At 38.0% G+C, this 12,796-nt stretch carries 12 protein-coding genes; 8 read left to right on the top strand and 4 right to left on the bottom strand.

The features are described from left to right. The first annotated feature begins 506 nt into the window (after positions 1 to 506). From proQ to BKK54_RS02485, 5 genes are all read left to right on the top strand, one after another. Entirely contained in the window at positions 507 to 1,145 is a 639-nt protein-coding gene (proQ, locus tag BKK54_RS02505) for an RNA chaperone ProQ (protein ID WP_077541195.1), read from the top strand. Between the two features lie 31 nt (positions 1,146 to 1,176). Further along, the gene (gene prc, locus BKK54_RS02500) at positions 1,177 to 3,237 is read left to right on the top strand and encodes a carboxy terminal-processing peptidase (RefSeq protein WP_077541194.1); all 2,061 of its coding nucleotides are present in this window, start codon (positions 1,177 to 1,179) and stop codon (positions 3,235 to 3,237) included. Positions 3,238 to 3,312: 75 nt separating this feature from the next. After that, positions 3,313 to 4,776, top strand: a complete 1,464-nt coding sequence (locus tag BKK54_RS02495; RefSeq protein WP_077541192.1) for a L,D-transpeptidase family protein — start codon at positions 3,313 to 3,315, stop codon at positions 4,774 to 4,776. 75 nt (positions 4,777 to 4,851) lie between these two features. Continuing rightward, a complete protein-coding gene (locus tag BKK54_RS02490) occupies positions 4,852 to 5,412 on the top strand; it encodes a YcbK family protein (RefSeq protein ID WP_077541190.1) in 561 nt (186 codons plus the stop codon). A gap of 57 nt (positions 5,413 to 5,469) precedes the next feature. Further along, a complete protein-coding gene (locus tag BKK54_RS02485; RefSeq protein WP_077541188.1) occupies positions 5,470 to 6,096 on the top strand; it encodes an MBL fold metallo-hydrolase in 627 nt (208 codons plus the stop codon). Positions 6,097 to 6,133: 37 nt separating this feature from the next. On the opposite strand, the gene argS is transcribed toward BKK54_RS02485, so the two are convergent. Further along, positions 6,134 to 7,867, bottom strand: coding sequence for an arginine--tRNA ligase (argS, locus tag BKK54_RS02480; RefSeq protein ID WP_077541186.1), 1,734 nt, complete (start codon positions 7,865 to 7,867; stop codon positions 6,134 to 6,136). A 79-nt stretch (positions 7,868 to 7,946) separates the two neighbouring features. On the opposite strand from argS, the gene BKK54_RS02475 reads away from it, so the two are divergent. From BKK54_RS02475 to BKK54_RS02465, 3 genes are read left to right on the top strand one after another with little or no spacing between them, the layout of a single operon-like run. After that, positions 7,947 to 8,516, top strand: a complete 570-nt coding sequence (locus BKK54_RS02475; protein ID WP_077541184.1) for a VOC family protein — start codon at positions 7,947 to 7,949, stop codon at positions 8,514 to 8,516. Between the two features lie 4 nt (positions 8,517 to 8,520). Further along, the gene (locus BKK54_RS02470) at positions 8,521 to 8,820 is read left to right on the top strand and encodes a hypothetical protein (RefSeq protein ID WP_077541182.1); all 300 of its coding nucleotides are present in this window, start codon (positions 8,521 to 8,523) and stop codon (positions 8,818 to 8,820) included. 19 nt (positions 8,821 to 8,839) lie between these two features. Then, positions 8,840 to 9,304 (top strand): glycine zipper 2TM domain-containing protein, encoded by a 465-nt coding sequence (locus BKK54_RS02465; protein ID WP_077541211.1) that lies wholly within the window; start codon positions 8,840 to 8,842, stop codon positions 9,302 to 9,304. Between the two features lie 252 nt (positions 9,305 to 9,556). Here BKK54_RS02465 and BKK54_RS02460 read toward each other — a convergent pair whose 3' ends face one another. From BKK54_RS02460 to BKK54_RS02450, 3 genes are all read right to left on the bottom strand, one after another. Continuing rightward, positions 9,557 to 10,237: a 3-keto-L-gulonate-6-phosphate decarboxylase UlaD gene (locus BKK54_RS02460; RefSeq protein WP_077541180.1), complete on the bottom strand. Its 681-nt coding sequence runs from the start codon at positions 10,235 to 10,237 to the stop codon at positions 9,557 to 9,559. 78 nt (positions 10,238 to 10,315) lie between these two features. After that, a complete protein-coding gene (locus BKK54_RS02455) occupies positions 10,316 to 10,783 on the bottom strand; it encodes a PTS sugar transporter subunit IIA (protein WP_077541178.1) in 468 nt (155 codons plus the stop codon). A 71-nt stretch (positions 10,784 to 10,854) separates the two neighbouring features. Then, on the bottom strand, positions 10,855 to 12,666 hold the full coding sequence (locus tag BKK54_RS02450; protein WP_077541176.1) for a PTS ascorbate-specific subunit IIBC: 1,812 nt from the start codon (positions 12,664 to 12,666) through the stop codon (positions 10,855 to 10,857). Positions 12,667 to 12,796: the final 130 nt, after the last annotated feature.

Raw genomic sequence — 12,796 nt, 5'->3', positions numbered from 1 at the left:
TTCACGACCCACCAAGTATTTATCCCTTTAATTCAATTTTAAAACCATAATACTACTTAGCGTTTGATTTTATCGTTAGGTGATAGAACATGGGCTTATCTTATTTTAAAAAAACTTATATTGTTGCTGTTGTCTGTACTAGAGGTGGCAATTTTAAAAGTATAATTCAGCTAATCTAATTTCATCGTATTTTGTACTGAAGACGAGTAAAAATACGGTATTATGTATGTTGCATAATGTATAAAAACAGAAATTTAAAGGAAACTGTAGGAGCTGTTCGATATAAAATTATTGCAATATATGATAAACGGGTGCACGTACGGCATTTCTAAAACTAAACCCAAAAACAGCTTGTGTAATCACTGTATAATATCGTAAAAATATTTCTAATCACTGGGTATTTCTTTAGTTCAACTGAGAAAAAAGAGTATATTTGAACCATTGTCAAGGCTTGCAAAAGTGCGATACACTACGCAAGTTTTTTATTTTTAGTACTAGGACAAAAAATGGCTGATTCTCAAGTTGATGTTCAAACCGAAGACATATCATCAAATTTACAAAAATTGACAAATAATAAGGAAATTATTGCTTATTTAGCAGAAAAGTTTCCACACTGCTTTATTTTAGAAGGGGAGGCAAAACCTCTCAAAATTGGTTTATTCCAAGATTTGGCAGAAGCACTAAGAGATGATGAGCGTGTCAGTAAAACCCAATTGCGCCATGCGCTTCGTCAGTATACGTCAAACTGGCGTTATTTGCACGGTTGCCGTGAAGGGGCTGTACGTGTTGATTTGTATGGCAATCCTGCCGGTGTTTTAGAGGCTGAACATGTTTCACATGCTGCTGCACAGCTCGCAGAAGCGAAAGCAAAGTTTGCTGAAAAACGTAAGGCAGAGTTAGCTGAGAAAAGAGCACAACAAAAACGTCAACCACGTCGCCAAAATTTTTCAAAAGCACCACGTAAGCCAAAGTTTGAATTAAGTGCGGTTGATTTTTCTTCACTTCGTACAGGTGATTCTGTGAAAGTAAGAGTTGGGGATAATGCGAAGAAAGGCACTATTGTTGAAGTATTGAAAGATTCAGCACGTGTTGAGCTTGAAAATGGCTTAGTTATGGGCGTCACAGCAGATCGCTTATTTGTATAACATTGATATTTTTATCATCGGGAAAGATTAAATGAAATTTACAATGTCCAAAAGTATTGTCGCAAGTACTGTATTAAGTGCGTTGCTTTTTCATGTTGGTGTGAGCTTTGCTGTCGCACCTAAGCTGAAGTTAAGTGATATTCAAATTCCTTCTATTACGGAGGAAAATCAATTGGCAACAAAACGTGCGACAACACGTTTAACGCAATCTCATTATCATAAGTTTCAGCTTGATGACGCTTTTTCCGAGCAAATTTTCGATCGTTATATTAAAAACTTAGATTACAGCCGTAACACCTTTTTACAGTCGGATATTGATGAATTGAGGAGTAAATATGGCGCTCAACTTGATGATCAATTAAACCAAGGCGATCTTTCTGCTGCTTTTTCGATTTATGAGTTAATGATGAAGCGTCGGTACGAGCGCTATGCCTATGCACTTTCCTTATTGGATAAAGAGCCCGATTTAAATGGTCAAGATCAAATTGAAATTGATCGTGAAAAGGCTGCTTTTCCTAAAACAGAAGAAGAGGCAAACCGTCTTTGGGAAGAACGTGTAAAGAATGATGTGATCAATTTGAAACTGAAAGACAAAAAATGGTCAGAAATCAAAGAGAAACTGGTGAAACGCTATAATTTGGCTATTCGCCGTCTAACACAAACAAAGGCAGATGATATTGTTCAGGTTTATTTAAATGCGTTTGCACGTGAGATTGATCCGCATACCAGTTATCTTGCGCCACGTACTGCAAAAAGTTTTAATGAAAGTATGAATCTTTCGTTAGAAGGGATTGGCGCAACGTTACAGTCTGAAGATGATGAAACGAGCATTAAATCTCTTGTTCCTGGCGCCCCGGCTGAACGTAGTAAGAAATTGAAAGCCGGCGATAAAATTATTGGTGTAGGGCAAGAAAAAGGCGAGATTGAAGACATCATTGGTTGGCGATTGGAAGATATTGTTGACAAAATAAAAGGTAAAAAAGGCACGAAAGTTCGTTTGGAAATTGAGCCTGCCAAAGGTGGGAAATCACGTATTGTGACTTTAGTACGTGATAAAGTTCGCATTGAAGATCAAGCAGCCAAACTCACTGTTGAAAAAGTGGATGGTGAAAATATTGCCGTCATTAAAATCCCAAGTTTTTACATCGGTTTAACAGGAGATGTGAAAAAATTATTGGTTCAAGCCGATAAAAAGCATGTAAAAGGGTTAATTGTTGATTTGCGTGAAAATGGTGGTGGCGCTTTGACGGAGGCCGTTGCATTAAGTGGCTTGTTTATTACTGATGGTCCGGTGGTACAAGTTCGTGATGCTTATCAGCGAATTCGGGTACATGAGGATGATGATCGTGCAGAGCGATATAAAGGCTCATTAATTGTTATGGTTAATCGTTTTAGTGCTTCAGCATCTGAAATCTTTGCAGCCGCAATGCAGGATTATAATCGAGGGATTATTGTGGGGCAAAATACCTTTGGTAAAGGGACAGTGCAGCAAAGTCGTTCTCTGAATTTCATTTATGATTTAGATCAAGCACCACTTGGTATCTTGCAATATACTATTCAAAAATTTTATCGCATTAATGGGGGCTCTACACAATTAAAAGGAGTTGCACCGGATATTAAATTCCCTGAAATTATTGATGCGAAAGAAAACGGTGAGGAAAAAGAAAGTAATGCTTTGCCTTGGGATAAAATTCCAGCGGCGAGTTATTCTGAAGTGGGAGATATTCGTCAATATATTCCAGTGTTAGAGAAAAATCATCAGGAGCGTGTTGCGAAAGATCCGGAATTTATTGCGTTAAATGACGAATTAAAAATTCGTGATGAACGTCGTGATCGTAAGTTTATGTCTTTAAATTATCAAGCACGTAAAACAGAAAACGACCTTGATGATGCAAGACGTTTGAAAGACATTAATGAGCGTTTTAAACGTGAGGGTAAGAAACCGTTAAAAGATATTGATGCTTTACCAAAAGATTATGAAGCACCGGATTTTTTCTTGAAAGAAGCTGAAAAAATGATGGCTGATTTAGTGAAATTAAGTAAAAAGCAACAAAAAGTGAATATGAAAATTCAGCAGGATGCGAAAAAATAGAAGTAAAAAATCATTAATTTTTGACCGCTCTTGGATAAAGTGCGGTTTCTTTTGTCAATCTCTAAGGGAACTTTTATGTTGAAAGGAATATTAAAATTAGGGGCATTGGTGTTGCCCCTCTCAATGGCAACATCTGGTTGTGCATTGGCTGATTGGGCAAAAAATTCGACTACAGATCATAGCTTATCAAATATTGATATGTCGAAACTTTCACCGGAAGAAAGGGCTAGGCTAGAGGCTGAAATTAAAGAGGATCAAGCTCGCTTGGCCGCTGAAAAGCAAGCTATGCTTGAGATGTCTCTTACTCATGAAATCGGTGAGCAAAATTTACAATTTAAGCCGATTCTTGCAAAACTTTATGCTGATAATAAGTATGATTTACTATGGAAGGATAAATCGGCAGAGAAACAATTTCTACGTGAATATGCGGCTATGGTTGCGAGCGCTGTTTCTAAACGATCAGCGCAATTACTAGAAAATTTAAATCGTTCAGAACAAAATGGCGGTTTAGTTTATGATGTATTGTTGAGTGATGCTTTTTTAGATTACATTTATTACAGCACAAATGTTAATCAGCAAGCCCAACGTTGGTTGTATGGCTCAAGTGTCTATAAGCCGCAAGCCCCAACGGATGAACAGATTCAGCAATGGTTGAGTGCAGTTAAAAATAATGATGTTTTGGCTTATGTGAATGGTTTATCAACAAAAAATTCACATTATCATCAAACAATTCAGGCTTTATCATCAATGATTTCATCATCAGGGATCTCACCTACAGGTAAGAAATTAGCCATTAACGCGCAGCGTTTGCGTGTTATTCCGGATTTTCACAATGGTATTTTTGTGAATATTCCAAGCTATCAATTACAATATTATCGTGATGGGAGATTGGTATTAGAGTCTCGAGTCATTGTTGGTAAAGATCAGCGTCGTACTCCGGTGATGTATAGTAAATTAAGTAATGTTGTCGTGAATCCACCATGGAATGCACCTACACGTTTGATTAATGAAGATATTGTACCGAAGTTGAAGCGCGATCCGGGTTATGCGGCTGCCCATGGATATAGTATTCTTGATAGTAAAGGAAATAGTATTGATCCTTATTCCATTGATTGGAATAAAATTGGTAAAAATTTCCCTTATCGTATTCGTCAAGCTCCAGGAGATAGTGCACTGGGTAATTATAAATTTAACATGCCAAGTTCAGATGCAATTTATTTGCATGATACGCCGAATCATGGTCTTTTTTCACGTAAGGATAGAGCATTAAGCTCCGGTTGTGTTCGGGTGGAAAAATCGTCTCAGCTTGCCGGTATATTATTAAAAGAAGCGGGATGGAGCGAGGAACGGAAGAAAAATGTCCTAGCGAGTAAGAAAACAACTTCAGCTAATATCCGCTCGGATAATCCCGTTTTCTTATATTATGTCACCGCATGGGTTGAAAACGGTCAAACTAAATCACTACCGGATATTTACAAATATGATAATGCGATTAGCAGTAGTGAAATAAACTGGAATACGGTGAAAAAATATCTTTAATATTGACCGCACTTTGGTGAACTAAGCTGTATTTTTTAAGTCGAAAAACGAAGTAAGGGAAAGAGAGACAGAATCATGGATAAAATAAATCAAGGTCGCCGGAAATGGTTATCTTTAGGCGGAATTATGCTAGGTGCAAGCATGGTGCCAAATACTGTTTTTGCGATGGTTTCTACACCTAGGCCTCGTATTTTGGCGTTTCGTAATATTAATACCGGTGAGCGTTTAAGTGCTACGTTTTCACCAAATGGTGGCTTTGCTACCTCAATGCTAAAAAAACTTGATTATTTCATGCGTGATAAACGAACAAATCAAGTGCACCGTATGGATCCAAACTTGTTTATGAAGTTTTATCGTATTCAAGGAAATTTAGGACTACAAACTGCAGAGATTCAGATTATTTGTGGTTATCGTTCTCCTTCCACAAACGCGATGCGTCATCGCCAAAGTCGTGGTGTAGCAAGTAATAGCTATCATGTAAAAGGGCAGGCGATTGATTTTCGTATTGATGGCGTGCCTCTTGTTAAAATTAAGCAGTCGGCAGAAAATTTACATGATGGGGGAGTCGGGTTTTATCCTCGCAGTAATTTTGTTCATGTTGATACCGGTCCGGTAAGAACTTGGCGTGGTGTGTAAAATATTAGAAAAATTAACCGCACTTTAGTGCGGTTTTTGTTTTGGAGAAAAGAAAAAATGAACATAGAGATTATTCCTGTCACCGCTTTTCAGCAAAATTGTTCTTTAATTTGGGATGATGAAAAAAATGCAGCTATTATTGATCCCGGTGGTGAATCAGAAAAACTCATTCAGAAAATTGAAGAGCTTAAGTTGAATTTAAAGGTTATTTTACTGACTCATGCTCATCTTGATCATGTTGGTGCGGCAATGCTGTTGAAAGATTATTTCAATGTTGAGATTTGGGGAGCACAGGAAGACGATCAATTTTTATTTGAAAGCTTACCAGAACAGGCGGAACGCTTTGGACTCGCGCATATTAATGCTTTTTTACCGGATCGTTGGTTACATGAAGGAGAAATCATTAATATCGGCAATTTCCAATTTAATATTTTACATTTACCGGGTCATACACCGGGACATATTGGCTTTATTGAGCAAGAAAAGAAAGTTGCATTTACTGGTGATGTATTATTTCAAGGTGGAATTGGGCGTACTGACTTTCCTAGAGGAAATTATGAACAGCTTATCTCATCAATTCGTGAGAAATTATTCAAGCTCAATGATGATATGATTATTATTGCCGGTCATGGTCCCTATACCACGATTGGGCGAGAAAAAGTTTCCAATCCTTTTTTAACGTAAAAAAATAAAGGCGCGTTGAGCGCCTTTTCGATAAAGATTACATTCTTTCAATAGTTTTAATACCTAATAATGTCAAACCTTGTTTTAAGGTTTTTTCAGTTAATAGCGCTAATTTTAAACGGCTTAACTTAACTTTCTCATCTTCTGCATTTAAAATTGGGCACTGCTCATAGAAAGAAGAGAATACACCGGCTAATTCATATAAATAGGAACAAAGGATATGTGGTGTCCCTTCTTTTCCTACGGTTTGAACGGCTTCTTCAAACTGGAGTAATTTAACGGCTAGAGCCCGCTCCTTTTCATTTTGTAGGATTACCTCTGCATTAGAAAGCTCGGTTGAGTCTATGTTGACTTTGTTAAAGATTGAGCGAATACGGGTATATGCGTATTGCATATAGGGTGCGGTATTACCTTCAAAACTTAACATATTGTCCCAATCAAATACATAATCTGTGGTACGGTTTTTGGAAAGATCCGCATATTTCACTGAACCAATTCCTACTGCTTCAATAACGGCTGTCTTTTCGGTATCAGATAAATGAGCACTTTTTTCATTGATTAAGATTGTCGCACGTTCAATCGCTTCATCTAATAAATCTGATAATTTTACGGTACCGCCGGTACGGGTTTTAAATGGCTTACCATCTTTACCGAGCATCATTCCAAAATTTTTATGTTCCAAAGAGAAGCTATCTGGCACATAACCTGCTTTACGTGTAATAAGCCAAGCTTGTTGCATATGTTGGCTCTGGCGGGTATCAGAGAAAACGAGAGCTCGATCGGCTTTTAATGTTTCATAACGGTATTTTGCTGCGGCAATATCCGTGGTAGTGTACAGAAAACCACCATCTTTTTTTTGTACGATGACACCCATTGGATCGCCTTCTTTATTTTTAAATTCATCTAAATACACCACGAACGCACCATCATCTTCAACCGCCAAACCTTGTTTTTTCAAATCTTCAACTATGTTGGGTAACATTGGATTGTACAGACTTTCCCCCATAACATCTTTTTCTGTTAAGGTGACATTTAAACGATCATAATTATGCTGGTTTTGTTGCATGGTGATATCTACCAAATGTTTCCACATTGCAAGACAGTATTCATCGCCACTTTGTAATTTCACGACATAGTTACGTGCTTTTTCAGCAAAGGTCTCATCTTCGTCATAATATTTTTTGGCTTCACGATAGAATGTTTCTAAATCTTGTAATTCCATATCGTTAGCCTGTTCATTTTGCATTTTTTCGAGATAAGCAATCAGCATACCAAACTGCGTTCCCCAGTCGCCGACGTGGTTTGCGCGGATAACATGATGACCTAAAAACTCTAGGGTACGCACAACGGCATCGCCAATGATGGTTGAACGGAGATGCCCTACATGCATTTCTTTTGCAACGTTTGGTGAGGAATAGTCGATGACAATCGTTTGTTTCTCCTCTGCTTGAATACCTAAATTAGGTTGGGCTAGTGCATCAGAGGTTTTTTTAGCAATCCAACTTGGCGCTAGGAAAATATTGATGAAACCAGGACCCGCAATTTCTAATTTTTCGGTGATATCAGAAAAATCAGCATGATCCAATACTTTCTGGGCAAATTCACGTGGATTTAATCCTAATTTTTTAGCCGCAGCCATAATACCATTTGCTTGGTAGTCACCAAATTGTGGCTTGCTTGATTGACGTACGAGGGAATCACAAGACTCATCAGCACCAGCAGCAATCATCGCCTGCTTAATTTTATTCGATAAAATAGATTGAATATTCACGGTTTTCCTTACGTTAAATTTGAATAGTAAAAATAATCGGCTATGATAGCGTTCTTTAGGCATTTCTTAAAGGGCGAATATGACAAATTTTAATGAAAATTTGACCGTACTTCAGGTTGAATTAATTGATTTTGAGGAAAAAATCCAGGCGCTTGCTTCGGAAATGAAACTTGATTTAAGGGATTACGAAATCGATCATCTTGCTTTACGGGTGAATAGTGAGCAAAATGCCAAAATTTGGCTGACACATTTATCAAAGTGCGGTAGAATTTTGTCCGATAATATCGTCAATGGGCGGCCTATCTATTTAATTCAATTAGAAAAGCCAATTTCTTTTGCGGGACAATTTGTTGATATTATTGAGCTACCGTTTCCGAAAAACAAGCAATATCCCCAAGAAACTTGGGAACATATTGAGATTGTGATTCCTTTTTTTCCTGATGAATCGGTTGAAGCATGGATAGAAAGGATCAATCAACAGTTTTTGTGGCAACATTTAACCCAATTAACAATTAAAGTTAGTGAACCAAAAGTTGAAGGAGAGCATTTACCAAATCCTTCTATTGCAGTGAGTTTTGCGGATAAACGCGAGAACCATACTTGCATAAAAGTTCACCCTTATTCTATTAAGAAAATACTCGAGGTTTAGCATAATGAAAAAGATGACCCTAGCATTAGCTATTTTATTAAGTTTAGGTTTGGCAGCTTGTTCATCAAATAATCAAAAAGATGAAAGTGCATATAAAGGTCAGGTTATTTTTAGTCAAATGGAGGGGGAAAACCTTCAATTAACAATTCGGAAAAATGACTGCTCATATAAGCCTGAAGGTGAAACTGAAAGCGTTACTCATCAGTATGATTCAACTCTTGTTGTAGGTGCTTGTGTAAAAGTTTCTGACAATGGTAATGGTTTAAAGAATATTTCAACTTGGTCACCAAGAAATCCAATTTAATTTATAAGGTTGATTCATGATGAAAAAGATGACAATAGCATTCGCATTGATTGTTGCACTTGGTGTAACAGGGTGTGCAAATACTGATATTTTTAGTGGTGATGTGTATTCGGCAGATCAAGCAAAAGAAGCACGTTCAATTAGCTACGGTACATTGGTTTCGGTTCGTCCGGTAAAAATTCAGGCGGATAACCAAGGTGTCATTGGTACTGTTGGTGGTGGTGTGCTTGGTGGTATTGCCGGTAGTGCTGTTGGTGGTGGCCGTGGTCAAGCGATTGCAACTGCTGTTGGCGCAATTGCCGGTGCTGTAGCAGGTAGTAAGATTGAAGAAAAAGCGAGCCAAGTTAATGGCGCGGAGCTTGTGATTAAAAAAGATGATGGTAAAACTATCGTTGTTGTCCAAAAAGCCGATTCAAAATTTGTGGCAGGAAAACGTGTTCAAATTGTTGGCGGTTCGTCATTAAATGTTTCTGTAATTAACTAATATTCAATCCTAGTTTGGTGTTTAAAAAAGCGAGCATGATGTTCGCTTTTTTATTTTAAAATTAACCGCACTTTTGGATTCTGCAAAAAATAAACTTTCGCAGCTCTTAGATTGGAACGGTTAGAATTTATTTTTTAAAATTTCAATAGTTTCAAAAACAAGCAATAAAAAATCGAATAAATTGAATAATTTATCCGATTTTTGTGATAGATTTAGAAAAATTTTTTAAATACAGCTTGCTCTATCTGTATATTAAGCCCAATATTTTTCAATCTCAGCACGAATAGCTTCAGCGGTTGCTTTGCCTTTCTCTCCGACGAGTGCTCTACCGGCAATAAAGGCCTTCGCATTTTTGATTTCTTTGAATAGATGAATATCTTCCGGCACAATACCGCCAGTGATTGATAGTTCAAGTCCGAGAGCGGATAATTTCTTCATTAATTCAACATCTTCAGATGTCCAACCTTTACCTGCTAATTCTGCATCACGAGAGCGGTGATAGATCGATTGTTTTACTCCTAATTCAACCCATTCTTTCGCGTCTTTTTCTACTGTCCAATTACCGTAGATTTCAATTTGAATTTCTTTTTTTACTTTTAATTCAGGATGAGCTGCATTGAATTCATCTGCCACTTTTTTACAGGCTGCTTTGGTTGCAGGGTGGGCTGCTGCCGAAACAGTGAGCCAGTCAGCTCCCGCTTCAAATGCCATTTTTGCTAAAATTGCGCCGCCATCAGTGGTTTTTAAATCACAAACTATGATGTGGTTTGGATGTAAAGCCCGTAATGTGCTGACTGCTTTCATACCCTCGGCACAGGCAAGAATAGTACCAACTTCAATGATTTCCACTAAATTTTCTGCTTGTTTGGCATCGGCAACAGCTTTTTCTAGAGAAAGGGAATCAAGGGCAATTTGTAATAATGGTTTAGACATAGTCATTATTCCTTTTTGTTAAATTGAAATAGGGAGAAAGTGCGGTTAATTTTAACCGCACTTTGATTTGAATGAAGATTAGCCGTTTAATGCTTTATCAATGGCTGCATAGACTTCATCTGCATTGTTACAATGGCGGAAACGATTTAAATCTACACCATCATCACTTTCAGGATCATCAAGTACTTGGGTAATTTCCACTAAGCCTTGCATATGCTGATCAGAATCACTACCCGCAAGGGTAATGAGGACATAGATTGGATCATCTTCACCATCAAAATAAATCGGCTCTTTTAAGGTAACCAAAGCAAAGGCAGTTTTGATCACGCCTTCTTCCGGGCGGGCATGAGGCATGGCAAGACCGGGAGCTAAAATAATGTAAGGTCCCATTTTTTCGATATTGCTAATAATCGTGTCGTAGTAGCGTGGTTCAATGGCACCTGAGGCCTCTAATAAATCTGTGCCGATTTTAATGGCAGCTTTCCAATCTGAGGCAGTTTGATTGAGTTTAATGGAATTGTTAGCAATAAGTGATTCTTTTAACATAGTTTATCCTTAACGATTTGTGTATTGGGGCGGTCAATTTTTGTTGAAAATTGACCGCACTTTGTGTTGAATTATTTGTTATTTTGAAATTTGTTGATCAATTCGATTAACTCATCTCCAAAAGAGTTCGGGTTAAGCATATTTTGTACACCTAATACAAATTTACCTTCGCCGACTTGAATTTCACCGGATAAATGTTTAGACGAAACAATAATATCTGTACTGTCTAGTTTACCTTTATAGTCGGTAACGGCACAAGAATCCATAATATTTGGAATACCACGTTTGTCTAGATAGCCTTTGATCTTCATTTTCATCATCATAGAAGAACCTTGACCAGAGCCACAAACTGCAAGAATGCGTACAGGTTTCACTGATTCGTCAGAAATTTCATCATTTTTGACCGCACTTTGTGCTGTGTGATCTTGAGAAACAGTTTCTTGCTCGTTTTCATCAACACCATAGCCGTCCATTTGTTCAAGTGTTTTGCCAGCAGCGGCAGCAGCGGCTTCGGCTGCGCGTAATTTTTTCGCGGCGAATGCCATGTAAACGAAAGCAGCAGCTAAGATAACAAAGAAGAAGAATGGAACGCTAACGATACCTTGTAACACCGGTGGGAAGAATAATGCCCAGTCAGCCATTCCCATCCAACCGTTAAACGTTGCACCTTGGGTCGCTAGTAGATGGATAACCCAAGCGGAACCTAATACTTCAATAATTCCCATCACGAAACAAATTTTCATTACTGCACGCCAGCCACCGAAATGGTTGGCAAATACACCGATTGTTGCGTTAGAGAAGAACATTGGAATGAAGCCCGGAATGATGAGTACGGAAGCATCAAAACCAAGTAGTAAACCGACCGCAACGAATTGACCGATTGCCCCCCACATAAAGCCGAATACCATGGCGTTTGGTGAAAATGCGTAAATCGCAGCACAGTCAATGGCTAACACAGCATTAGGAATAACACGTTCGGAAATACCTTTGAATGCTTCGGATAATTCGGCAACAAACATACGTACACCGATAACGATGACTTGAATTGCTACGGCAAATTTTAATCCTGTTTCAAGAATATAAATTGTCCAGTGTGTTTTACCTGCCATGGTTTGCAGATTATCTAAGCCGAAAGAAAGTAAGATAATGCCGAAGAATACAGTCATCACTAATACGGTCGCAGAGATACTGTCGTGGAAAATATGTAACCATTTAGGTAATTTCATATTATCAACGCTGTCTTCTTTATTACCGAGTTTTGGTGCGAGTTGAACGGCAATCCAAGAGGCAATTTGCTGTTGGTGTCCAATAGAAAAACCGGCTCCCCCTGTTACGGATTGAGTCGGTTTATACATAATATTAGATGAAATCCCCCAGTACAACGCCATGATGATCGCTGTGTAGATGATGGTTTCCATCATTGATGCACCAATGAGCATATAGAATACGGCAACTAACCCTGCCTGTTGGAACATAATATGCCCGGTGAGCATAATAGTGCGAATCCCGGTAAAGCGTCTGAATAGAACAAGCAAAATATTTAATGCTAATGCCAGTAACACGGCATAACCCACCCAAGCATAATTATCTGCCATCGTTTCGATAGTTGCCTGCATACTGGTGTAGGGATCGATAACTGCACCGGTTAAACCGTGATATTCGGATAATTTTTCAATGATTGGTTTAAAGCCTTTTACTAATTCACCGGCACCGACTTGAACAAGCATAAAACCAACAATGGTTTTAATTGTGCCTTTAATAACGGTTGTCGTATCTTTGCGTAGAAGGATATAACCAATACAAGCAACGATACCTAGAAGTAGCGGTGCTTTATTTAGAACCTGATCTCTAAATACAATGAATAGATCTAATAATGTTTCCATAAACAGAACCTCTGTTGACCTTAATTAAGTGAGTGTTTGAATTCATTCCGAATCATTTCGAAAAAGAAGTCTAGCAAATAATAGCAATTATTTTTGAATAGAAAAGAGTGAATTTGATTTTTTGTGAGCA

The sequence above is a fragment of the Rodentibacter genomosp. 1 genome, assembly GCF_001999285.1.
GTDB lineage: Bacteria > Pseudomonadota > Gammaproteobacteria > Enterobacterales > Pasteurellaceae > Rodentibacter.
This window is presented reverse-complemented; position numbering and strand designations above follow the sequence as displayed.

What these genes read in the sequence shown, in the direction of transcription:
- BKK54_RS02455 (WP_077541178.1), bottom strand. Translation starts at nt 10,783, where the DNA reads ATGTTAAAAGAATCACTTATTGCTAACAATTCCATTAAACTCAATCAA.
- BKK54_RS02485 (WP_077541188.1), top strand. Translation starts at nt 5,470, where the DNA reads ATGAACATAGAGATTATTCCTGTCACCGCTTTTCAGCAAAATTGTTCT.
- BKK54_RS02450 (WP_077541176.1), bottom strand. Translation starts at nt 12,666, where the DNA reads ATGGAAACATTATTAGATCTATTCATTGTATTTAGAGATCAGGTTCTA.
- BKK54_RS02470 (WP_077541182.1), top strand. Translation starts at nt 8,521, where the DNA reads ATGAAAAAGATGACCCTAGCATTAGCTATTTTATTAAGTTTAGGTTTG.
- BKK54_RS02465 (WP_077541211.1), top strand. Translation starts at nt 8,840, where the DNA reads ATGAAAAAGATGACAATAGCATTCGCATTGATTGTTGCACTTGGTGTA.
- BKK54_RS02460 (WP_077541180.1), bottom strand. Translation starts at nt 10,237, where the DNA reads ATGTCTAAACCATTATTACAAATTGCCCTTGATTCCCTTTCTCTAGAA.
- prc (WP_077541194.1), top strand. Translation starts at nt 1,177, where the DNA reads ATGAAATTTACAATGTCCAAAAGTATTGTCGCAAGTACTGTATTAAGT.
- proQ (WP_077541195.1), top strand. Translation starts at nt 507, where the DNA reads ATGGCTGATTCTCAAGTTGATGTTCAAACCGAAGACATATCATCAAAT.
- BKK54_RS02475 (WP_077541184.1), top strand. Translation starts at nt 7,947, where the DNA reads ATGACAAATTTTAATGAAAATTTGACCGTACTTCAGGTTGAATTAATT.
- BKK54_RS02490 (WP_077541190.1), top strand. Translation starts at nt 4,852, where the DNA reads ATGGATAAAATAAATCAAGGTCGCCGGAAATGGTTATCTTTAGGCGGA.
- BKK54_RS02495 (WP_077541192.1), top strand. Translation starts at nt 3,313, where the DNA reads ATGTTGAAAGGAATATTAAAATTAGGGGCATTGGTGTTGCCCCTCTCA.